Here is a 21,107-nt window from a genome sequence, read left to right as displayed (position 1 = left end):
ACACCTTTCGGGCGCTGGAACCGCAACGCGCTCGGGGGCGCGGGGAACTGCGCGAGCTACCCACCCACAACCCGCGCCCCACCACCGGAGGTACCTGGCAGACGCTAGAGCTCAGCCAGCAACTCCGCCTTCTTCACCGAGAACTCCTCATCCGTCACCAACCCGGCCTGGTGCAACTCCCCGAGGTGACGGATGCGCTCGGCGATGTCCGCGGGATCCCGTCGCGGCGCAGCCGCGGACACCGCGGCCACCGGCCCACATGTCCGCACCGCCGCCAACACCGCCGCAGCGAACGGCAGTGACTCGTGCACCGGCCCATACCCCAGCCCGAACACCACCGCCGCCGGATCCTGGTCGGCCTGCGCCGGCTGCGGCGTGGCCGCATCGCGCCGCAACAACCGCAGATGCCCCTCGAACACCTCGGGGGACCGCCACTCCACCCCACTGAGGTCGGCGACCGCGAACGTCTGGTCGCCGGCCTTCCACTTCGCCGACGACGCCCCGGTCCAGAACCACCGGAACGACACCGACGTCCCGTCGAAGGACGCCTTCGCGTCGTACGCCTTGAACGACTGCGGCCCCTCCGGCGCCCGCACCAGGAACCGTTCGGCAGGCCCGGACCCGGTCAGCTGCCCGCGCAGTTCGTCGGCGTAGTACTCGGCGAGCACCTCCCGCTCGGCGGGCAGCACCAGCCGGTAGGGGTCGCAGCTCTCCTTCAACTGCCCGGCCGCCGCCTCCATCAAGGGGTCCGCGCCCGGCCGGGGCTCGGCCCGCAGGACGACCGTGCCACGCTTCCCGGGCGTCAGCGTCACCCGGGCGATCGCCTCCAGCGGAACACGTCTTTCCCCGAGCGCCTGGAACAGCTTGGGTGTTCGAATCCCCCGTTCGTAACGGATGAGCACGGAGTCGGACTCGAACTCCCAGACGGCATGAAATCCGGCCAGTACGTCACCCATGCGGCTCATCGTATGCGGCACGCCCTCCTTCGTCCCCTCCCCGCGCACACCGCAGTTCCTGCTGTCTCTACGCGCGTCCGGCCGTCGTCGTGCCGGGCAGACCCGTCCGGCAGACGCCGTCTTCGCGTGCGCAGTCCACCGCGTCGTACGCGCCGACTCCGATCTCGGCGAAGTTCGCCAGGCTCTCCGTGCCGGGCACGAAGTAGCCGCTGTGTCCCTCGGCGCCCCGTGCCGACAGCACCCGCGCACCGAACCCGGCGGAGACCGGGTCGGCGCCGTGGCCGAGCCCGCCGACCTCGAGGTACGGCACGTCCTGAACCCAGTCGTCGGCGTCCCGCATGGCCCACACGTGGGCGGTGGTGCGCAGCTGGGAGACCTGCTCGACGCGCATGCCGGGGCTGCCGGCCACCGCGATGTCGGCCACCCGGCCCGGCAGGGTGCGCGCGGCGAGCCCGCACACCACGGAGCCGTAGCTGTGGCAGAACAACGAGACCGGCGAGACGCCGGGCAGCCCGCGCAGCATCGCGTTCAGCCGTACGGCACCGACCTCCGCGCGCATCGCCGTGGCCGCGTCCATGCCGAGCCCACTGGGCGCCGTGTAGTCGGCCCAGGCGATCACGGCCGTACGCGTCGCCGGGCTCGCCGCGCGCTCGGCCGCGTACAGCGACTCGGCCATGCCGGCGGGCGCCGAGTACTTGCGGTGGGTGCGCTGGAAGGTGAGCAGGTCGGTGTCGACGCCGGGGACGACGACGGAGACCCGCTCGGCCCGGCGCAGATCACCGAACACCTCGGCGACCCGGCCCGAACCCTCCGGGTCGAAGGCGAGGATGCGGCGGCCGGAGCCCATCAGCGCCTCGAAGCGGTGCATACGGCGGCCCGCCTCGTGCTGCCCGGCCGGAGTGAGGCCGCTGTCATGCATGCGTTCGAGCTCGACCTCGCGCGCCTGGCCGATGGCGATGCGGTTGGCCCGGTAGCGCAGTTCGACCGGGGCGCCGTTCATGTTGCCGACCGCGAGCGGATAGCGGCGGGCGAGGCTCGCGCGCTGTCCCTCGGTGAGGGAGGCGAAGAAACGGGCCAGGCGCGTGGGGGCCGACCGGGGGTCCGGCAGCCGGTGCCCGTCGATGCGGCCGTGCTCCCAGGCGCTGAGCGAGGCCTGGAGCGGTGTCTCACTCCGCTGGCTCCGCAGGGCGGTCCAGCCGGTGGTCGCCAGCATCACGAACACCACGGCCAGCGCGAGCAGGGCGCGCCAGACGTTCAGTTGCGGGGAGGTGTCGAAGGAAGTCACTGAAAGGACACACTAGGAGAACGAGAGGGTCTCGCGTTAACCAAGTGACTGGGATCACGTTTCGACAAAGGTGATACGGGTTTCAGTCCGCACGCCAGTTCCCCACCAGGGCGGGACCCACGTGGTCGAGGTAGGCGGTCATCAGTTCGCGCATCGCCCCGAGGCTGTAGTCGTCCCCGGCGGACCACATCCGTTCCGTGACGCGGATCACTCCGCCGAAGAGGGCCACCACGATCCGCGGGCGCGGATCCGCGTCCACGTCCAGCCCCTCCCGCTCGGCGATGATGCGCGCGAGCTGCTCCTCCAGCTCCGCCGAGCGGCGCAGGTGCGCGGCGAGCAGCGCGGGCGTCGACTCGATCACCTGGTAGACGCGCATGTGGAGGTCGATCGGCACGATCTGCTCGACGGCCTCGTTGATCGTGTCCCAGCTCTCCAGCACGGCGCGGCGCAGCGCCTCCAGCGGGGCCTCGCCGGGCGGGCGGGCCCGTACGGCTGCGACGACGTGCGACTCCGCGAGCCGCGGCACGAAGAACGCCGCCTCCTCCTTGCTGGCGAAGTACCGGAAGAACGTGCGCTGCGAGACGTCGACGGCCGCGGCGATGTCGTCGACGGTCGTCGCCTCGTACCCGCGTGTTGTGAACAGTTCGAGGGCGGCCCGCAGCAGCGCGTCCCGGGTGCGCTGTTTCTTGCGTTCGCGCAGGCCCGGGCTGCCGTGCTCGCTGTCCGCCGTCTTCAAGGGCTCTCTCTCCTCCGAACTGTTTTCCCAGTTCAGGCTATAGGGAGTCTCGTGTCAGTTACCGACTTGTGAATTGGTTTGTCAACTGTCAGTGGCTGTCATTAGCCTCGAACACATGACTAGTCAGACCACCATCGACACGACGGGGCCGGGGGACAAGGCGCCGCCGGCCTCGCCGGACGCGACGCCGGCCAAGGGGCTGCGCGGCCACCCCTGGCTCACCCTCATCACCGTCGCAGTGGGGGTCATGATGGTGGCCCTCGACGGCACCATCGTGGCCATCGCCAACCCGGCCATCCAGAGAGACCTCGGCGCCAGTTTCGCCCAAGTCCAGTGGATCACCAACGGATACTTCCTCGCCCTCGCGGTCGCCCTGATCACCGCGGGCAAGCTCGGCGACCGCTTCGGTCACCGCCAGACCTTCCTCATAGGCGTCGTCGGCTTCGCCGCCGCCTCGGGCGCCATCGGCCTGTCCGACAGCATCGCGCTGGTCGTCACCTTCCGGGTGCTGCAGGGCCTGTTCGGCGCGCTGCTCATGCCGGCCGCGCTCGGCCTGCTGCGCGCCACCTTCCCCGCCGAGAAGCTCAACATGGCGATCGGCATCTGGGGCATGGTCATCGGCGCCTCCACCGCCGGCGGCCCGATCCTCGGCGGCGTCCTCGTCGAGCACGTCAACTGGCAGTCGGTGTTCTTCATCAACGTGCCGGTCGGCATCCTCGCCGTGCTCCTCGGCGTGTGGATCCTGCTGGACCACCGCGCCGAGAACGCGCCGCGCTCCTTCGACGTCCTCGGCATCGCCCTGCTGTCCGGCGCGATGTTCTGCCTCGTCTGGGGGATCATCAAGGCCCCGCCGTCCGAATGGGGCTGGGGCGACGGCAGGACGTGGGCCTTCCTCGGCGCCTCCGTGCTGGGCTTCGCGCTGTTCGCCTGGTGGGAGACGAAGGTGAAGGAGCCGCTGATCCCCCTGGGGCTGTTCCGCTCGGTCTCGCTGTCCGCGGGTGTCGTGCTGATGGTCCTGATGGCCATCGCCTTCATGGGCGGCCTGTTCTTCGTCACCTTCTACCTGCAGAACGTGCACGGCATGGGCCCGGTCGACGCCGGTCTGCACCTGCTGCCGCTCACCGGCATGATGATCGTCGGCTCCCCGCTCGCCGGCGCGATGATCACCAAGCTGGGCCCGCGTGTCCCGCTGGCAGGCGGCATGGCGGTCACCGCGATCGCCATGTACGGCATGTCCACGCTGGAGACGGACACCGGCAGCGGCATCATGTCCGTCTGGTTCGCCCTGCTGGGCCTCGGCCTCGCGCCCGTCATGGTCGGCGCCACCGAGGTCATCGTCGGCAACGCCCCCATGGAGCTGTCCGGTGTCGCCGGCGGTCTCCAGCAGGCCGCGATGCAGATCGGCGGCAGCCTCGGTACGGCCGTACTGGGCGCCGTGATGGCCTCCAAGGTGGACAACGACCTCGCCGACAACTGGAAGGACGCGGGGCTTGCGCAGCTCACTCCGGAGCAGCTGGGTCAGGCCGCCGAGGCGGTGCAGGTCGGCGTGGCGCCCGTGGCCAAGGGCACGCCGGAGCCCATCGCCGCGAAGATCACCGAGGTCGCGCACGACACGTTCATCTCCGGCATGAGCCTGGCGTCGCTCGTCGCGGCGGGGGTGGCGGCCGTGGCCGTGCTCGTCGCGTTCCTCACCAAGCGCGGGGCGAACGCGGAGGCCGGTGCGGGCGTCGGTCACATCTGACCCGGATCCGGTCCCGTTCGCCTATCAGGGTGAACAGGACCGTCGATCTCTCCCCTCCGGCCGCGCCGCAGGTCACAGTGGGTCAAGTCCTCCGCAGGGCACGGGGGACGGTTGCTGCGGGCGCGCTGCCGGAGGGGGGCAGCGCGCAGGCAGCGCACCCGCGTGCCGTACTTCCGTTGAAAACGGCAGGATTGCCGACCGCATCGGGGGTACTCGCCACACCGAACCCCGAACGAACCCGAACTCGACGCGGGGTTCAAGGAGTTGATGATGGCGAGCTTCGGACACGGAACGCGCAGGTACCCCCGCTCACGTGGCCGGACGTGGTCACGGACCGGGCCGGATCGCGCGACGCTCGGAATCATCGGAGTCATCTGCGCGGTCGTCGGATTCTTCGTGCTGGGGATCATCCTCGGCCCCGTGGCGATCGTCTGCGGCTGGCTCGCCATGGGCCGCACCTGGGCGGGTTCCCGCCCCGTACCGGCCGTGGTCGCCCTCGTTCTGGGCGCTATTGACACGCTCCTGGCAGTCATCTGGCTCGCCGGAGCGACAACCCCGGGCAACGGAATGCTGTTCTGACCCGGGCAAGTGAGGGAAGGGCCTCCGGCGGTTCGGCCGGGGGCCCACCTCGTGCCTCCGGCGGTGGGGATGCGTGCCGCCCGGGGCGGCACGGGTGGGCGCGGGCGGGCGCGGGCGGCACCCCGTGGCGCCGGGTTGCGCAACTCCCGGCCCCAGCACCGACGCCGGGCAGCCGGTCACCTGGTCCGCGGCACACCTACTTGGCCGACGTCGACGTCCCCTTCAGCACTGCCAACTCGTCCCGCAACGCCCGCACCTCCTCCGTCAACTCCCGTATCGCCTCCGTCTGCCGCCGCTCCTCCACATCGTCCTTCTCGAACCGCGCTATGAACCACGCCGCGATGTTCGCGGTCACCACACCCAGTAGCGCGATCCCGGACAGCATCAGCCCGACCGCCAGCATCCGCCCCAGCCCCGTCGTCGGCGCATGGTCGCCGTACCCCACGGTCGTCATCGTGGTGAACGACCACCACACCGCGTCACCCAGCGTCCGGATGTTCCCGTCCGGTGAGTCCCGCTCCACCGACAGGACCGCCAGCGACCCGAACATCAGCAGCCCGACCACCGACCCGGCGACGTACGTCGTCAGCCGTATCTGGGAGGCCATCCGCGCCCGCTGCCCGACCAGCAGCAGCGTCGACACCAGCCGCAGCAGCCGCATCGGCTGCAGCAGCGGCAGCAGCACCGCGGCCAGGTCGAGCCAGTGCGTCCGTACGAACTCCACGCGCCGCTGCGCGAGGGCGAGCCGTATGGCGTAGTCGAGCGCGAACGCGCCCCACACCACCCACTCCACGGCCGTGCACACGGCCACCACGTCCCGGCTCGCGTCGGGCCGGACGATGGGCACGGCGTAGGCGACGGCGAAGGCCACGGCCAGGCCGAAGAGCGGCCGTTGTGTGTGCTGTTCCCAACGGACTTGGGCCGACTGCTGCTTCATGGCCGAATCGTAGGAAACGTGAAGGGGTGGTGTACGCCCAGGTACACCACCCCTTGACGGCAGCTCGTGCTTAAGCGTCGCCGCCCGCGACCCCGGGGTCGGCCGCCGCCACGTCCAGCACCTGATAGCGGTCGATGGCCTGCTTCAGCACCGAACGGTCGACCTTGCCCTCGCGGGCCAGCTCGGTCAGCACCGCCACCACGATGGACTGCGCGTCGATGTGGAAGAAGCGGCGGGCCGCACCACGCGTGTCGGCGAAGCCGAAGCCGTCGGCGCCGAGGGACTGGTACGTGCCGGGCACCCAGCGCGCGATCTGGTCGGGAACCGACCGCATCCAGTCGGACACGGCCACGAACGGACCCTGCGCGCCGGCCAGCTTCCGCGTCACGTACGGCACCCGCTGCTCCTCCTCGGGATGCAGCAGGTTGTGCTCCTCGCAGGCCACGGCGTCGCGCCGCAGCTCGTTCCAGGAGGTCGTCGACCAGACGTCGGCCTTGACGTTCCACTCCTCGGCGAGGATCTTCTGCGCCTCGATCGCCCAGGGGAGCGCCACGCCGGACGCCATGATCTGCGCCGGGACGGAGCCCGCCGTGCCCTCGCTGAAGCGGTAGATGCCCTTGAGGATGCCCTCGACGTCCACGTTTTCCGGCTCGGCCGGGTGCTGGATCGGCTCGTTGTAGACGGTCAGGTAGTAGAAGACGTCCTCACCGTGCGGGTACTCCTCGGAGCTGCCGTACATGCGGCGCAGGCCGTCCTTGACGATGTGCGCGATCTCGAAGCCGAACGCCGGGTCGTACGCCACACAGGCCGGGTTCGTGGAGGCGAGCAGCTGCGAGTGGCCGTCCGCGTGCTGGAGGCCCTCACCGGTGAGGGTCGTACGGCCCGCGGTCGCGCCCAGCACGAAACCGCGCGCCAGCTGGTCGGCCATCTGCCAGAACTGGTCGCCGGTGCGCTGGAAACCGAACATCGAGTAGAAGACGTAGACCGGGATGAGCGGCTCGCCGTGGGTCGCGTAGGCCGAGCCCGCCGCGATCAGGGAGGCCGTGCAGCCCGCCTCCGAGATGCCGTCGTGGAGCATCTGACCCTGCGGCGACTCCTTGTAGGCGAGCAGCAGGTCACGGTCGACCGCCTCGTACTGCTGGCCCAGCGGGTTGTAGATCTTCGCACTCGGGAAGAAGGAGTCCATGCCGAACGTGCGGTACTCATCCGGCGCGATCAGCACGAAACGCCTGCCGATCTCCTTGTCACGCATGAGGTCCTTGAGGAGACGGACGAAGGCCATGGTCGTCGCGATGGACTGCTGGCCCGAGCCCTTCTTCACGGTCGCGTACGTCTTGTCGTCCGGCAGGCTCAGCGGCTTCGACCGTACGACGCGCGTGGGCACGTAACCGCCGAGCGACTTGCGGCGGTCGTGCATGTACTGGATCTCCTCCGAGTCCCGGCCCGGGTGGTAGTACGGCGGCAGGCCGGACTCCAGCTCCTTGTCGGAGATCGGCAGGTGCAGACGGTCACGGAAGTGCTTGAGGTCGTCGACCGTCAGCTTCTTCATCTGGTGCGTCGCGTTGCGGCCCTCGAAGTTCGGGCCCAGGGTCCAGCCCTTGATCGTCTTGGCCAGGATGACCGTCGGCTGGCCCTTGTGCTCGACGGCCGCCTTGTAGGCCGCGTAGATCTTGCGGTGGTCGTGACCGCCGCGGCCCAGGTGCAGGATCTGGTCGTCGGTCATGTTCTCGACCATCGCGCGCAGCCGGTGGTCGTCACCGAAGAAGTGCTCGCGGATGTACGCGCCGGTCTCGGTGGCGTACGTCTGGAACTGACCGTCCGGCGTGATGTTCATCTTGTTGACCAGGATGCCGTCCCGGTCCTGCGCGAGCAGCGGGTCCCAGGTGCGGTCCCAGATCAGCTTGATCACGTTCCAGCCGGCGCCCCGGAAGACCGACTCCAGCTCCTGGATGATCTTGCCGTTGCCGCGCACCGGGCCGTCGAGGCGCTGCAGGTTGCAGTTGACCACGAAGGTCAGGTTGTCCAGGCCCTCCCGGGCGGCGAGCGTGAGCTGGCCCAGCGACTCGGGCTCGTCCATCTCGCCGTCGCCGAGGAACGCCCACACATGCGACTTCGACGTGTCGGCGATCCCGCGTGCGTGCATGTAACGGTTCATGCGCGCCTGATAGATCGCGCCGATCGGGCCGAGGCCCATCGACACCGTCGGGAACTCCCAGAAGTCCGGCATGAGGCGCGGGTGCGGGTACGACGACAGGCCGTACGGCGCCTTCGACTTCTCCTGGCGGAAGCCGTCCAGGTGCTGCTCGCTGAGCCGGTCCAGCAGGAACGCGCGGGCGTAGATGCCCGGCGAGGCGTGCCCCTGGAAGAAGACCTGGTCGCCGCCGTCGCCCTCGTCCTTGCCGCGGAAGAAGTGGTTGAAGCCGACGTCGTAGAGCGAGGCGGAGGAGGCGAACGTGGCGATGTGGCCGCCGACGCCGATGCCGGGCCGCTGGGCCCTGGACACCATCACGGCGGCGTTCCAGCGGGTCGCGTTGAGGATCTTGCGCTCGATCTCCTCGTTGCCCGGGAAGAACGGCTCACTCTTGGTGGGGATGGTGTTGACGTAGTCCGTGCTGCGCATCTCGGGCACGGCCACGCGCTTCTCGCGGGCCCGCTCGATCAGCCGCAGCATCAGGTAGCGGGCCCGCTCCCGGCCGCGCGCGTCGACGGCGGCGTCGAGGGAGTCGAGCCACTCCTGCGTCTCTTCGGGATCGAAGTCAGGAACCTGACTCGGAAGGCCGCCAATGATGATCGGGTTTCGATCGGATGCGGAAGCCACGCTGTTCCTTACCTGTCAGAGGGCCGTGCGAGGGCCGCTGTTTCGCTGATGTCGCTGGGGCTGCGCCGCTCCCCATGGTCTACCTAGGGACGGAAAACGTCATCTCTACCGAGTGGTAACCCGGGTGGGGAGCGGTTCCGTGACGTATGGGCGAATACCTTCGAGTCTCGTACTCGCAGACGATTCCCAAACGTGCAAACAGGGCAGAAAGGTGTGGTGTGTGTCACTACGGACCATGATGGTGTGCATGGAGTTGCGGTGACACGGCCAGGATCGTCACCGTTTCGGCGGTCTGAACGGCCGGGTACTTGCGCGATCCGCCCCGCCCGTGTGGACTACGGCCAATGCTTCGCGCACGCGCGTGGCTGAGATATTCCCAAAACATGATCAGGAGGCAACCCGTGAGCGCGACCGCGGACCACGCGGAGGAGCGGACGAACCCTGCCGCCAGGCTGGGGTTCCAGCCCGGGCAGGTGGTCCAGGAGATCGGCTACGACGACGACGTGGACCAGGAGCTCCGCGAGGCCATCGAGGAAGCCATCGAGGGCGACCTGGTGGACGAGGACTACGACGACGTGGCCGACGCCGTTGTGCTGTGGTTCCGTGACGACGACGGCGACCTGACGGATGCGCTGGTGGATGCCACCACGTACATCGAAGAGGGCGGCGCGATCCTGCTCCTCACGCCGAAGACCGGCCGTGCGGGGTATGTGGAGCCGAGCGACATCTCGGAGGCCGCCACGACGGCCGGTCTGACGGCGTCCAAGAGCGTCAGCGTCGGCAAGGACTGGAGCGGCAGCCGGCTGGCGACGCCCAAGGCTGCCAAGTCCAAGCGTTAGTCGTACGGCAGGGCGGGCCGACGACGTCGGCCCGCCCGTCGGCCTGTGACGATCCCTGCGTAGGGTGTTCTCGCCCGAACAACCTCCGAAGGGACGAACAGGACCATGGCGATCCAGGTCGGCGAAAAGGCTCCCGACTTCGAGCTCAAGGACAACCACGGCGCGACCGTGAAGCTCTCCGACTTCCGCGGTCAGAAGAACGTGGTGCTGCTCTTCTACCCCTTCGCCTTCACCGGCGTGTGCACGGGCGAACTGTGCGAGCTGCGTGACAACCTGCCGCAGTTCTCCGACCGCGACACCCAGCTGCTCGCCGTCTCCAACGACTCCATCCACACCCTGCGCGTCTTCGCCGAGCAGGAGGGCCTGGAGTACCCGCTGCTGTCCGACTTCTGGCCGCACGGCAACGTCTCGCGCGCCTACGGCGTCTTCGACGAGGACAAGGGTTGCGCCGTGCGCGGGACCTTCATCATCGACAAGGAGGGCGTCGTGCGGTGGACCGTCGTCAACGGCCTGCCGGACGCCCGCGACCTGAACGAGTACGTGAAGGCGCTCGACACCCTGTGATCTCGACACCCTGTGAAGCCGAAAGTGTTCGACACCCTGTGATTCTTCGGCTCCAGGGCCTGCGGGGGGCGGGAACCCGTCACTAGGATCGACTCGTTGATCCGACATCCGAGTACGACGGGGCATCCCGCCCCTGGACACCAATGGAGGACTCGTGGGAGTCAGCCTCAGCAAGGGCGGCAACGTATCGCTGACCAAGGAGGCGCCGGGCCTGACCGCGGTCATCGTCGGTCTGGGGTGGGACGTCCGCACCACGACCGGCACCGACTTCGACCTGGACGCGAGCGCGCTGCTGCTGAACAACTCCGGCAAGGTCATCAGCGACCAGCACTTCATCTTCTTCAACAACCTCAAGAGCCCGGACGGCTCCGTCGAGCACACCGGTGACAACCTCACCGGTGAGGGCGAGGGCGACGACGAGCAGATCAAGGTGAACCTGGCCACGGTCCCGGCCGAGATCGAGAAGATCGTCTTCCCGGTCTCGATCTACGACGCCGAGAACCGCCAGCAGTCCTTCGGCCAGGTGCGCAACGCGTTCATCCGCGTCGTGAACCAGGCCGGCGGCGCCGAGATCGCCCGCTACGACCTGAGCGAGGACGCCTCCACCGAGACCGCCATGGTCTTCGGTGAGCTCTACCGGCACGGCGCGGAGTGGAAGTTCCGCGCCATCGGCCAGGGCTACGCCTCGGGCCTGCGCGGCATCGCGCAGGACTTCGGCGTGAACGTCTGAGCCACCTGAAAGTCCCGTCGTCCGGCGCCGCACGGTTTACGTGCGGCGCCGGACGCGCAGGACAGCCAGAGAAGCATCACCTCGGGGAGGGACCAGCATCATGGGCGTCACGCTCGCCAAGGGAGGCAACGTCTCCCTGTCCAAGGCCGCACCGAACCTCACGCAGGTGATGATCGGGCTCGGCTGGGACGCGCGCTCCACCACGGGAGCACCCTTCGACCTCGACGCCAGCGCGCTGATGTGCAACAGCGGCCGGGTGCTCGGGGACGAGTGGTTCATCTTCTACAACCAGCTGAAGAGCCCGGACGGTTCGGTGGAGCACACCGGTGACAACCTCACCGGTGAGGGCGACGGCGACGACGAGTCGGTCCTGGTCGACCTCTCCAAGGTGCCGCCCCAGTGCGACAAGATCGTCTTTCCGGTCTCCATTCACCTGGCCGACGAGCGCGGCCAGACCTTCGGCCAGGTCAGCAACGCCTTCATCCGCGTGGTGAACCAGGCCGACGGCCAGGAACTCGCCCGGTACGACCTCAGCGAGGACGCCTCCACGGAGACCGCCATGATCTTCGGCGAGCTCTACCGCTACCAGGGCGAATGGAAGTTCAGGGCGGTCGGACAGGGGTACGCGTCGGGGCTGCGGGGCATCGCTCTAGACTTCGGAGTCAACGTTTCGTAAAGCCGGATGCGGCGCGGGGGAGATACCCGTACATACACGATTGGGTAGCCAGTGGTTCTGAAAACCTTCGGGTGGTCGTTCGCGGTCACCGCGCTCGGCCTCGTCGCAGCCATCTTCTACGGGGGGTGGGCCGCGTTCGGCATCGTGGCGATCCTCTCCGTCCTCGAGATCTCGCTGTCCTTCGACAACGCGGTGGTCAACGCCGGAATCCTGAAGAAGATGAGTGCCTTCTGGCAGAAAATCTTCCTCACGATCGGCATTCTGATCGCCGTCTTCGGTATGCGGCTCGTCTTCCCTGTCGTGATCGTCGCGGTCAGTGCCCAGCTCGGACCGATCGAGGCCGTCGACCTCGCGCTCACCGACAAGGACCGTTACCAGGAGCTCGTCACCGACGCCCATCCGTCGATCGCCGCGTTCGGTGGCATGTTCCTGCTGATGATCTTCCTGGACTTCATCTTCGAGGACCGGGACATCAAGTGGCTGGGCTGGCTGGAGCGGCCCCTGGCCAAGCTCGGCAAGGTCGACATGCTGTCGGTCTGCATCGCCCTGATCGTCCTGCTGATCTCCGCGATGACCTTCGCGACCCACGCCCACCAGCACGGCGGCACGCACGTCGACAAGGCCGATACGGTCCTGCTCTCCGGCATCGCGGGTCTGATCACCTACATGATCGTGGGCGGTCTCTCCGGCTACTTCGAGGACAAACTCGAAGAGGAGGAAGAACGCGAACACGAGCAGGAGGAAGAGGCCGTCCGCGCCGGCAAGCCGCGCTCCGCCGTCGTCGTGGCCGGCAAGGCCGCGTTCTTCATGTTCCTCTACCTGGAGGTCCTGGACGCGTCCTTCTCCTTCGACGGCGTGATCGGCGCCTTCGCCATCACCAACGACATCGTCCTCATGGCCCTCGGCCTCGGCGTCGGCGCCATGTACGTCCGGTCGCTCACCGTCTACCTGGTCCGCCAGGGAACCCTCGACGACTACGTCTACCTGGAGCACGGCGCGCACTACGCGATCGGTGCGCTCGCCGTGATCCTGCTCGTCACCATCCGGTACGAGATCAACGAGTTCATCACCGGCCTGGTCGGCGTCGTCCTGATCGCCTGGTCCTTCTGGTCCTCCGTCCGCCGCAACCGCGCGCTGGCGGCGGCCGAGGGAAAAGCGTCGGGCTCGGACGAGAAGACTGAAGTCTCGTCCGGGGTGTGACACCCCTCCGGGTGAGGAACGCTCTGTGCGGGGCGGCCACCGAGGACGACTCCTCGGGGCCGCCCCGCCGGTCGTCAAGGCCCGTGGGCCCCGCCTGGGCCCATGGGTCCTTCACATGAACCTGGGGGCGGAATGGGCTTCTTGGACGGACTCCGGCGCGGACGTGCGGTCGACTTCGACTCGGGCAACGCGGCGACGAACGCCATCGAGCTGACCAAACGGCACAGCCAGGTCTCCCTGACCAAGCAGGGCGCGGCCACCGGCCATCTGCGCATCAACCTGAACTGGCGCATGCGGACCTCCGACATCGGCGGCTCACAGCGCGAGAGCCTGCTGCGGCACCCCTTCAAGGCGCTCAAGCCCCCGGAGGTGCTCGGCCACAGCCAGAGCATGGTCAACGTCGACCTCGACCTGGGATGTCTGTACGAGCTCGCCGACGGCACCAAGGGCGTCGTACAGCCGCTGGGCGGCCTCCTGGGCGACGTCAACGCACCGCCGTACGTCAAACTCAGCGGCGACGACCGGTTCGGCTCGGCGTCGGGCGAGACGATCTACATCAACCTCGACCATCGCGAGCACATCAAACGGCTGCTGGTCTTCGCCTACATCTACGACCAGACGCCGGCGTTCGACCGTACGCAAGCCATCGTCACGCTGTACCCCAGCAACGGGCCGCGGATCGAGATAAGCCTGGACGAGCGGCATCCGCAGGCCCGCTCCTGTGCGGTGGTGATGATCGAGAACGTCAAGAACGAGATCATCGTGCGGCGCGAGGTGAAGTTCGTGTACGGGTTCCAGGCGGAGCTGGACCGGTTGTACGGGTGGGGGTTGCAGTGGGGCAGGGGCTACAAGACGAAGGTGGAGCGGTAGTGCCCCTCTTCGCCTGAGGGCGGGGCGCGTCGCTCCGCCTAACGCCCGATGAACTGTGGGCCCTGCGGCGGCATCCTGAAGTCCGGGTCGGGGATCGCCGTGACCGGCGGTGGATAGCCGTAGCCGGACTGGGCGCCCGTGGCGGCCGCTGCCGGGTAGCCGTGGGCGGGCTGGCCGGCCGGATGCGGATAGCCGTACGCCGGCTGGGTCGCCGGGGGCTGCTGCGTCGGGTAGCCGTACGCGGGCTGGGCCGGTACGCCGGTCGGCTGGGCGGGGGCCGTCGTCGGCTGTTCCGGCGGCAACGGCCTCGACACCTCGGGCGCGGGCTGGGGCGGAACCGGCTGGGTGGCGGCGGACGCCGACTGGGCGGGGCCGGCCGTGGCGGGTTCCTCCTCCTGAGCCGCCTCGGACTCGTCCACCGAGATGCCGAACTCCGTCGCCAGGCCCTGCAGGCCGTTCGTGTAGCCCTCGCCCAGCGCGCGGAACTTCCAGCCCTCCCCGCGCCGGTACAGCTCGCCGCAGATCAGTGCCGTCTCCTTGCCCGTCTGCGGCTTGACGTCGAAGTACGCCAGTGACTCCCCGTCGGCTTCCGCCGCGTCGTACAGCAGGATGCGCAGGCCCGGCACCCGCTCGAAGGGGAAGTCGTCCGCCGACGCGACCAGCAGAATGCGGCTGACATCGGACTCGACACCCGCCAGATCTGTCTGGATCGTGTCCGTCAGGCCCTCGGCGACCCGCTTCTTGCCCAGCCGCCAGACCTTTCCGGAGGGGTGTCGGGGCTGGTTGTAGAAGACGAAGTCCTCGTCGGAGCGCACACGACCGTCGGGGCCGAGGAGCAGCGCGGAGGCGTCGACGTCCGGTACCCCCTGCCCGGGCGTCCAGCGCAGCACGGCGCGTACCGTGGTGCCTTCCAGCGGGACGTTGGACCCCTTCAGCATCGCGTGCGTCATGCCGTCATCCTGCCCTCTCCGTCCTGGTCACGACAACGCGGGGGTACGCCCTTGACACAGCCGGGTTACCGGAAATTCATGCCTGGAGGGAACCTGAGACATGGACGTCTACGTACTATTACCGGCCACCTTTCGATATTCCACAGGTCGCCCAGCCACCACGGGGGAGTTCCATGCGTCATTTCGGGCATATCGCCCCTGAGGTGCGGAAGCGTCTCTTCCACCAGGAGCCGTGTACGTTCACGCCGGATTCACCGGCCCGACTTCTCTCCGCCGCCCTGGGCGCCACGCTCTACAGCCCGGCGACCCGGCCCCGCCTCGCCGACGACATCCTCAAGCAGGCCGGACGCGGCGTGGTGTCGATGGTCCTCTGCCTGGAGGACTCGATCGACGACGCCGACGTCGTGGCCGGCGAGGAGAACCTCGTACGCCAGTTCGCGGACCTCGCCGGTCGCCCGGAGGCGGATCTGCCCCTGCTGTTCATCCGGGTCCGTGTGCCCGAGCAGATCCCCGACCTGGTACGACGCCTCGGCCCGGCCGTCCGGCTGCTGTCCGGGTTCGTTCTGCCGAAGTTCACCGAGGGACGCGGCATACCCTTCCTGGAGGCGCTCGCCGACGCCGAGGCCGAAAGCGGGCGGCGGCTCTTCGCCATGCCGGTCCTCGAGTCCCCGGAGCTGCTGTACCGGGAGTCGCGCGTGGCGACCCTGGAGGGCATCTATCGCGCGGTCAGCAAGTACCGCGACCGCGTGCTCGCGCTGCGCCTCGGCGTGACGGACTTCTGCTCCTCCTACGGGCTGCGCAGGGCGCCTGACATGACCGCCTACGACGTGCAGATCGTCGCGTCCGTGATCGCCGACGTGGTGAACATGCTGGGGCGGGCCGACGGCACAGGCTTCACCGTGACCGGGCCGGTGTGGGAGTACTTCCGGCTGCAGGAGCGCATGTTCAAGCCGCAGCTGCGGCAGAGCCCGTTCCTGGAGGTGCAGGCCGTGGAACTGCGCGAGAAGCTGATTGAGCACGCCATGGACGGCCTGCTGAGGGAGATCTCCCTGGACCACGCCAACGGCCTGCTGGGCAAGACCTGCATCCACCCCTCCCATGTGCTGCCCGTGCACGCGCTGTCGGTGGTCAGTCACGAAGAGTTCAGCGACGCCCAGGACATCCTGAAGCCCGAGCGCTGCGGCGGGGGTGTACTGAGGTCGGCGTACACGAACAAGATGAACGAGGTGAAGCCGCACCGGGCCTGGGCCGAGCGGACCCTCCTGCGCGCCGAGGTCTTCGGCGTGGCCAACGAGCACATCGGCTTCGTGGAGCTCCTCGCCGCCGGTCTGGCCGACTGAACGCACGGGACTCGAAGAGTTCGCGGAATCCGACGCAAGGAATTCATGGAGAAGGCAGTGAACGAGGGGGTGCACCCCGAGGGGGTGCGCGACGGAGCCCGGGCCGACGCGGCAGACGGTGCGGACGGCGTCTGGTCCGGCCGCTGGGTCGCCGAACGGCTCGGTGTCGAGCTCGCCGGCGACGACACGCTGACCGACCTGCTGGGACTCGCGCTGCGCCGCAACCCCAAGCGCGCCCACCTGCTCGTGTCGAACGTGCTCGGCAAGCACGTACCGCAGACACCGTCCGTCGTGTACGGGCACGGGGTCACGCTCGGCCGCCGGGTGCGCGAGCTGCTCGGCGACGAGGAGGCGAGCCGGGCGGTCGTGCTCGGCTACGCGGAGACCGCGACCGGGCTCGGCCACTCGGTCGCCGACGGCCTGGGGGTCGCCCCCTACCTGCACTCCACCCGCCGCCCGGTCGCCGGTGTCGCCCCGGCGGGCGGCTTCGAGGAGTCCCACTCGCACGCGACCTCGCACCTGCTGCTGCCCGAGGACCCGGCGCTGCTGGCCGGCGAGGGGCCGCTGGTCCTGGTCGACGACGAGTTCTCCACCGGTAACACGGTCCTGAACACCATCCGCGACCTGCACGCACGCTACCCACGCGCGCGGTACGTGGTCGTCGCCCTGGTCGACATGCGCTCGGCCGCCGACGCCGGCCGCCTGGACGACTTCGCCCACGAGATCGGCGCCCGCGTCGACCTGATCGCGGCCGCGTCGGGCACGGTGACGCTGCCGGAGGGAGTGCTGGAGAAGGGGCAGGAACTGGTGGCACGGCAGGAGGCGGCGGCTGGGGCGGCTGCGGCCGGACGTGTGACCGGTTCGGTGGCCGGGGCCGGTCAGGTGGCTGGGGCTGGGGCTGGAGTTGCGGCTCAGGCTGGGGTCGGGGCTGACGACGGGCCCGGTGGCGTTGAGGCTGGGGTCGGGGCCGGCGATGGGCCCGGTGGGGCTGGAGCTGGGGTCGGAGCTGGTGCCGGGCCCGGGGCGGCCGAATCTGGCGGCGGGGCTGACGCCGGGCCTGGGGCGGATGCGGACGGGCCGGGCGTCGGGCTCGGGGCGCCCGTGTCCGACGGTGCGGCCGGGCCGGTGGCCCCCCAGGGGCCGTCGTACGGCCGTGTCGCGCGTGTCGACCTGGGCTGGCCCCGGGGGCTGCCCGACGGTGGGCGGCACGGGTTCACGCCCGCGCACCGTGCGCGGCTGGAGAGCGCCCTGCCCGCCATGGCCGCGCGGCTCGCACAGGCCCTGCCCGCCGACGCCCGCGGCGTGCTCGTCCTCGGTTTCGAGGAGCTGATGTACGCGCCGCTGAGACTGGCCCGGGAGCTGGAACAGGTGGTGAGCGCCGAGGTGCGCTACTCCACCACGACCCGCTCGCCCGTCCTCGCGGTCGACGACCCCGGCTACGCGATACGCACCCGCCTGGTCTTCCCCGCCCACGACGACCCCTCCGACGGCCCCGGCGAGCGCTACGCCTACAACGTCGCGGGCGCCGGCTTCGACGCCGTCGTCACCGTCGTCGACTCGGTCGCCGACACCCCCGCGCTGCACGCGCCCGACGGCCTGCTGGCCCAGCTCGCCGCGCACACCCCGCAGGTCCTCCTCGCGGTCGTACCGAGTTACGTCCCCGAACGCAGGCCCGTCCCCGAAAGGCCCTCCATGCTGCCCGAGCCCCTCCGCGGCCCCGCCTTCTCCTCGTACGCGCCCGACGAGGTCGGCTGGCTGCTCCAGGACCTCTCGGACGTGACGCTGGAGGCCCCGACCGAGGAGCGGGAGGAGGCGATCCAGAGCGGCGGCGCCCACTACGCCGAGTCCCTGCCCGTGGAGTACCAGCCGAGCGAGCAGTACCAGGAGCTGTTCCACGCGGCCCTTCAGGCCTCGGCGGCGCGCCTGGCCCAGGCGATCGGCGCCGTCACCGAGATCGTGCTGGCCGAGCGGTCGCCCCGGCCCGTCCTGGTGTCCCTGGCCCGCGCGGGCACCCCGGTCGGCATCCTGATGCGCCGCTGGGCCCAGCACCGGCACGGACTCGACCTGCCGCACTACGCCGTCTCCATCGTCCGCGGCCGCGGCATCGACGCCAACGCGCTGCGCTGGCTCGCCGAGCACCACGACCCGCGCGACGTCGTCTTCGTCGACGGCTGGACCGGCAAGGGCGCCATCACCCGCGAACTCGCCCAGGCCATCGAGGAGTTCGAGGAGTCCGACGGCATCACCGGCTTCGACCCGGAGATCGCGGTCCTGGCCGACCCCGGCTCGTGCGTGCGGACGTACGGCACCCGCGACGACTACCTCATCCCCTCCGCCTGCCTCAACTCGACGGTGTCCGGCCTGATATCGCGCACGGTGCTGCGCGCGGACCTGGTCGGCCCGTACGACTTCCACGGCGCGAAGTTCTACCGCGAACTCGCCGGTGCCGACGTCTCGGTGGCCTTCCTCGACGCGGTGTCCGCCCGCTTCCCGGAGGTCACGGACGCGGTCGACACCCAGGCCAAGGAACTGCTCGCCGCCGACCGCACCCCCACCTGGGAGGGCTGGGCGGCGGTCGAGCGCATCAGTGAGGAGTACGGCATCCACGACGTGAACCTCGTCAAGCCCGGCGTCGGCGAGACCACCCGGGTGATGCTGCGCCGGGTGCCCTGGAAGGTGCTCGCGCGCGCCGGGGCGGGCCGCGATCTCGACCACGTCCGTCTGCTGGCCGAGCAGCGGGGCGTGCCCGTCGAGGAGGTCGCCGACCTGCCCTACACCTGTGTCGGCCTGATCCACCCCAAGTACACCCGGGGCGCGACCGGCGCCGACGGCAAGGCGGTGACGGTCTGATGCCCGTGCTCGTCGCGAGCGATCTCGATCGCACACTGATCTACTCCTCTGCCGCTCTGGCGCTGACCATGCCGGACGCGCGGGCGCCCCGGCTGCTGTGTGTGGAGGTGCACGAGAGCAAGCCGCTGTCGTACATGACGGAGACATCGGCCCAGCTCCTCACCGACCTCGGCGACACGGCGCTGTTCGTGCCGACCACGACCCGCACCCGCAAGCAGTACCAGCGCATCAACCTGCCGGGCCCGCCGCCGAAGTACGCGATCTGCGCCAACGGCGGGCACCTCCTGGTGGACGGCGCGTCCGACCCGGAGTGGCACGCGCGGGTGACGGCACGGCTGGCCGACGAGTGCGCGTCGCTGGCCGAGGTCAGCGAGCACCTGATGAGGGCCGCCGACCCGGCGTGGGTCCGCAAGCACCGCATCGCCGAGGACCTCTTCGTCTACCTCGTCGTCGAGCGTGAACTCCTTCCTGAGGACTGGGTGAAGGAACTCGCGGTGTGGGCGGAGAACCGCGGCTGGACGGTCTCGCTCCAGGGCCGCAAGATCTACGCGGTCCCCAAGCCGCTCACCAAGAGCGCGGCGATGCACGAGGTCGCCCGCCGCTCCGGCGCCACCCTCACCCTCGCCGCCGGTGACTCCCTCCTCGACGCCGACCTCCTCCTCGCCGCCGACCGAGGCTGGCGCCCCGGCCACGGCGAGCTGGCCGACACCGGCTGGACGGCCCCCGCGATCAGCGCGCTCCCCGAGCGGGGCGTGCTGGCGGGGGAGCGGATCCTGCGGGAGTTCCTGCGGGGGGTACGGGCGCCTCGGTGAGCGGGGCCCGGGTGGGCTGGGGGGAGTCGGCTGTCCTGGCGACCTCAAGAGACAGGGCCATCCAGGTGGCCTGGGATTTGAGGCGCTCGTCGGCCCGGCGTATCTCGGTGAGGCCACCTGGATCGACGGTGGCGTCGGCGGGACTGGGTCAGCGCATGCCGCCCTCGGTGGTGTTGGCGGGCCCAGGCCGGCGTATGACGCCTTCGGCACCGTGGGCCGGCACCGGCCGGTGTATGCCGTCGTCGCTGTAGCCGTAGTCGGCGCGGCGCGGGCGCCCGGCGCCGGAGACATGACCGGTGTACCGCAGGCTCCCGGTGTCGTCGGCCGGATCGGTCGGCTGCGTGCCCTGGTCCTCGCCGCGTCCGCGTCCTCGCCTGCGCTGACCGGCCCCCGGCCGCAGCAGGCGCATGCCGATGAACGCCAGCACCGCCAGGGCGGCCACGCCGAGGACCATCTTCGAGTAGGTGGAGACGATGCGGGTGACCTCGGGCCAGTTGTCGCCCAGCGCGTAACCCGCCAGCACGAACGCGGTGTTCCAGATCGCGCTGCCCAGCGTGGTCAGCCCGAGGAACACGGACAGCCGCATCCGCTCCACGCCCGCCGGCACGGATATCAGGCTGCGGAAGATCGGGATCATCCGGCCGAAGAACACCGCCTTCGTGCCGTGCCGCAGGAACCACGCCTCGGTCCGCTCGATGTCCGCGACCTTCACCAGCGGCAGGCGGCCCGCTATGGCCACCGTCCGGTCGCGGCCCAGCAGCGCACCCACTCCGTACAAGGCGAGCGCGCCGATCACCGAGCCCGCCGTCGTCCACAGCAGGACGGCGAGCAGGCTCATCCGGCCGCCGCTCGCCGCGAACCCGGCGAGCGGCAGGATCACCTCGCTCGGCAGGGGAGGGAAGAGGTTCTCCAACGCGATGGCCAGGCCGGCACCCGGCGCGCCCAAAGCGTCCATGAGGTCGAGGACCCACTGCGGGGCGGCACCGCTGTCCGCCGCCGGGACTGGTGCCGCCCCGGCCGTGGTGTGCGCCGTGATCGTCTGCGCTGCGATGGCTGTCATGTCGATCACGCTAGAAAATCGCGGCTGAAGAGACCCTGAGGAAGACCGCACGAATCCCTGCGGTCGACCGCAGGCGGGAATTGCGGTTTTCCGCAGTGTGCGCGGTACTCGCGCCGGGCTAGCCTCACGATCATGCGAGACATGGCGCGACGTGGAATTCGGTG

At 69.7% G+C, this 21,107-nt stretch carries 18 protein-coding genes; 11 read left to right on the top strand and 7 right to left on the bottom strand.

The annotated features are described in order from the left end of the window. Positions 1-104: 104 nt before the first annotated feature. From ACYVMZ_RS02710 to ACYVMZ_RS02700, 3 genes are all read right to left on the bottom strand, one after another. Positions 105-956 carry a DUF4429 domain-containing protein gene (locus ACYVMZ_RS02710; protein WP_461074989.1) on the bottom strand — a complete coding sequence of 284 codons (852 nt, stop codon included), beginning with the start codon at positions 954-956 and terminating at the stop codon, positions 105-107. Between the two features lie 67 nt (positions 957-1,023). Continuing rightward, a complete protein-coding gene (locus ACYVMZ_RS02705; RefSeq protein WP_461074987.1) occupies positions 1,024-2,241 on the bottom strand; it encodes an alpha/beta hydrolase in 1,218 nt (405 codons plus the stop codon). A gap of 82 nt (positions 2,242-2,323) precedes the next feature. Further along, positions 2,324-2,977 (bottom strand): TetR family transcriptional regulator, encoded by a 654-nt coding sequence (locus ACYVMZ_RS02700; protein ID WP_461074985.1) that lies wholly within the window; start codon positions 2,975-2,977, stop codon positions 2,324-2,326. A gap of 115 nt (positions 2,978-3,092) precedes the next feature. Between ACYVMZ_RS02700 and ACYVMZ_RS02695 the strand changes: the two genes are divergently transcribed. Continuing rightward, entirely contained in the window at positions 3,093-4,718 is a 1,626-nt protein-coding gene (locus tag ACYVMZ_RS02695) for an MFS transporter (protein ID WP_461074983.1), read from the top strand. Between the two features lie 267 nt (positions 4,719-4,985). Then, entirely contained in the window at positions 4,986-5,297 is a 312-nt protein-coding gene (locus ACYVMZ_RS02690) for a small hydrophobic protein (protein WP_461074981.1), read from the top strand. Between the two features lie 196 nt (positions 5,298-5,493). On the opposite strand, the gene ACYVMZ_RS02685 is transcribed toward ACYVMZ_RS02690, so the two are convergent. Next, entirely contained in the window at positions 5,494-6,234 is a 741-nt protein-coding gene (locus ACYVMZ_RS02685) for a potassium channel family protein (protein WP_461074979.1), read from the bottom strand. 70 nt (positions 6,235-6,304) lie between these two features. After that, positions 6,305-9,052, bottom strand: a complete 2,748-nt coding sequence (gene aceE / locus ACYVMZ_RS02680) for a pyruvate dehydrogenase (acetyl-transferring), homodimeric type (RefSeq protein WP_461074977.1) — start codon at positions 9,050-9,052, stop codon at positions 6,305-6,307. A gap of 401 nt (positions 9,053-9,453) precedes the next feature. Between aceE and ACYVMZ_RS02675 the strand changes: the two genes are divergently transcribed. The 6 genes from ACYVMZ_RS02675 to ACYVMZ_RS02650 all read left to right on the top strand — a co-directional run bounded on the left by ACYVMZ_RS02675 (position 9,454) and on the right by ACYVMZ_RS02650 (position 13,931). Next, positions 9,454-9,891, top strand: a complete 438-nt coding sequence (locus ACYVMZ_RS02675) for a DUF3052 domain-containing protein (protein WP_365664406.1) — start codon at positions 9,454-9,456, stop codon at positions 9,889-9,891. A 105-nt stretch (positions 9,892-9,996) separates the two neighbouring features. Continuing rightward, positions 9,997-10,455 (top strand): peroxiredoxin, encoded by a 459-nt coding sequence (locus ACYVMZ_RS02670; protein WP_400077136.1) that lies wholly within the window; start codon positions 9,997-9,999, stop codon positions 10,453-10,455. A 154-nt stretch (positions 10,456-10,609) separates the two neighbouring features. Then, positions 10,610-11,185, top strand: coding sequence for a calcium homeostasis/redox stress adaptation protein (locus tag ACYVMZ_RS02665; RefSeq protein ID WP_461074974.1), 576 nt, complete (start codon positions 10,610-10,612; stop codon positions 11,183-11,185). A gap of 100 nt (positions 11,186-11,285) precedes the next feature. After that, positions 11,286-11,861, top strand: coding sequence for a TerD family protein (locus tag ACYVMZ_RS02660; protein ID WP_461074972.1), 576 nt, complete (start codon positions 11,286-11,288; stop codon positions 11,859-11,861). A gap of 51 nt (positions 11,862-11,912) precedes the next feature. Next, positions 11,913-13,061, top strand: a complete 1,149-nt coding sequence (locus ACYVMZ_RS02655; protein ID WP_461074970.1) for a DUF475 domain-containing protein — start codon at positions 11,913-11,915, stop codon at positions 13,059-13,061. 132 nt (positions 13,062-13,193) lie between these two features. Beyond that, positions 13,194-13,931, top strand: coding sequence for a TerD family protein (locus ACYVMZ_RS02650; protein ID WP_461074968.1), 738 nt, complete (start codon positions 13,194-13,196; stop codon positions 13,929-13,931). Positions 13,932-13,969: 38 nt separating this feature from the next. Here the strand turns inward: ACYVMZ_RS02650 and ACYVMZ_RS02645 are convergent, their stop codons facing one another. Beyond that, on the bottom strand, positions 13,970-14,881 hold the full coding sequence (locus ACYVMZ_RS02645; protein WP_461074966.1) for a TerD family protein: 912 nt from the start codon (positions 14,879-14,881) through the stop codon (positions 13,970-13,972). A 173-nt stretch (positions 14,882-15,054) separates the two neighbouring features. Between ACYVMZ_RS02645 and ACYVMZ_RS02640 the strand changes: the two genes are divergently transcribed. Genes ACYVMZ_RS02640 through ACYVMZ_RS02630 form a run of 3 tightly spaced genes read left to right on the top strand, consistent with a single transcriptional unit; the run spans position 15,055 to position 19,883 of the window. Next, positions 15,055-16,221 carry an HpcH/HpaI aldolase/citrate lyase family protein gene (locus tag ACYVMZ_RS02640; RefSeq protein ID WP_461074964.1) on the top strand — a complete coding sequence of 389 codons (1,167 nt, stop codon included), beginning with the start codon at positions 15,055-15,057 and terminating at the stop codon, positions 16,219-16,221. A gap of 45 nt (positions 16,222-16,266) precedes the next feature. Next, the gene (locus ACYVMZ_RS02635; RefSeq protein ID WP_461074962.1) at positions 16,267-19,071 is read left to right on the top strand and encodes a phosphoribosyltransferase; all 2,805 of its coding nucleotides are present in this window, start codon (positions 16,267-16,269) and stop codon (positions 19,069-19,071) included. After that, the gene (locus tag ACYVMZ_RS02630; protein ID WP_461074960.1) at positions 19,071-19,883 is read left to right on the top strand and encodes an HAD family hydrolase; all 813 of its coding nucleotides are present in this window, start codon (positions 19,071-19,073) and stop codon (positions 19,881-19,883) included. The genes ACYVMZ_RS02635 and ACYVMZ_RS02630 overlap by 1 nt, the downstream gene beginning before the upstream one ends. A 148-nt stretch (positions 19,884-20,031) precedes the next feature. Here ACYVMZ_RS02630 and ACYVMZ_RS02625 read toward each other — a convergent pair whose 3' ends face one another. Further along, on the bottom strand, positions 20,032-20,943 hold the full coding sequence (locus ACYVMZ_RS02625; RefSeq protein WP_461074958.1) for a DedA family protein: 912 nt from the start codon (positions 20,941-20,943) through the stop codon (positions 20,032-20,034). Positions 20,944-21,107: the final 164 nt, after the last annotated feature.

It is taken from the genome of Streptomyces deserti, from assembly GCF_054782695.1.
This window is presented reverse-complemented; position numbering and strand designations above follow the sequence as displayed.

Excerpts from the sequence above, each read along its gene's own strand:
- ACYVMZ_RS02710 (WP_461074989.1), bottom strand. The coding sequence starts at position 956 with ATGGGTGACGTACTGGCCGGATTTCATGCCGTCTGGGAGTTCGAGTCC.
- ACYVMZ_RS02695 (WP_461074983.1), top strand. The coding sequence starts at position 3,093 with ATGACTAGTCAGACCACCATCGACACGACGGGGCCGGGGGACAAGGCG.
- ACYVMZ_RS02690 (WP_461074981.1), top strand. The coding sequence starts at position 4,986 with ATGATGGCGAGCTTCGGACACGGAACGCGCAGGTACCCCCGCTCACGT.
- ACYVMZ_RS02685 (WP_461074979.1), bottom strand. The coding sequence starts at position 6,234 with ATGAAGCAGCAGTCGGCCCAAGTCCGTTGGGAACAGCACACACAACGG.
- ACYVMZ_RS02670 (WP_400077136.1), top strand. The coding sequence starts at position 9,997 with ATGGCGATCCAGGTCGGCGAAAAGGCTCCCGACTTCGAGCTCAAGGAC.
- ACYVMZ_RS02660 (WP_461074972.1), top strand. The coding sequence starts at position 11,286 with ATGGGCGTCACGCTCGCCAAGGGAGGCAACGTCTCCCTGTCCAAGGCC.
- ACYVMZ_RS02650 (WP_461074968.1), top strand. The coding sequence starts at position 13,194 with ATGGGCTTCTTGGACGGACTCCGGCGCGGACGTGCGGTCGACTTCGAC.
- ACYVMZ_RS02645 (WP_461074966.1), bottom strand. The coding sequence starts at position 14,881 with ATGACGCACGCGATGCTGAAGGGGTCCAACGTCCCGCTGGAAGGCACC.
- ACYVMZ_RS02640 (WP_461074964.1), top strand. The coding sequence starts at position 15,055 with ATGCGTCATTTCGGGCATATCGCCCCTGAGGTGCGGAAGCGTCTCTTC.
- ACYVMZ_RS02635 (WP_461074962.1), top strand. The coding sequence starts at position 16,267 with ATGGAGAAGGCAGTGAACGAGGGGGTGCACCCCGAGGGGGTGCGCGAC.
- ACYVMZ_RS02630 (WP_461074960.1), top strand. The coding sequence starts at position 19,071 with ATGCCCGTGCTCGTCGCGAGCGATCTCGATCGCACACTGATCTACTCC.
- ACYVMZ_RS02625 (WP_461074958.1), bottom strand. The coding sequence starts at position 20,943 with ATGACAGCCATCGCAGCGCAGACGATCACGGCGCACACCACGGCCGGG.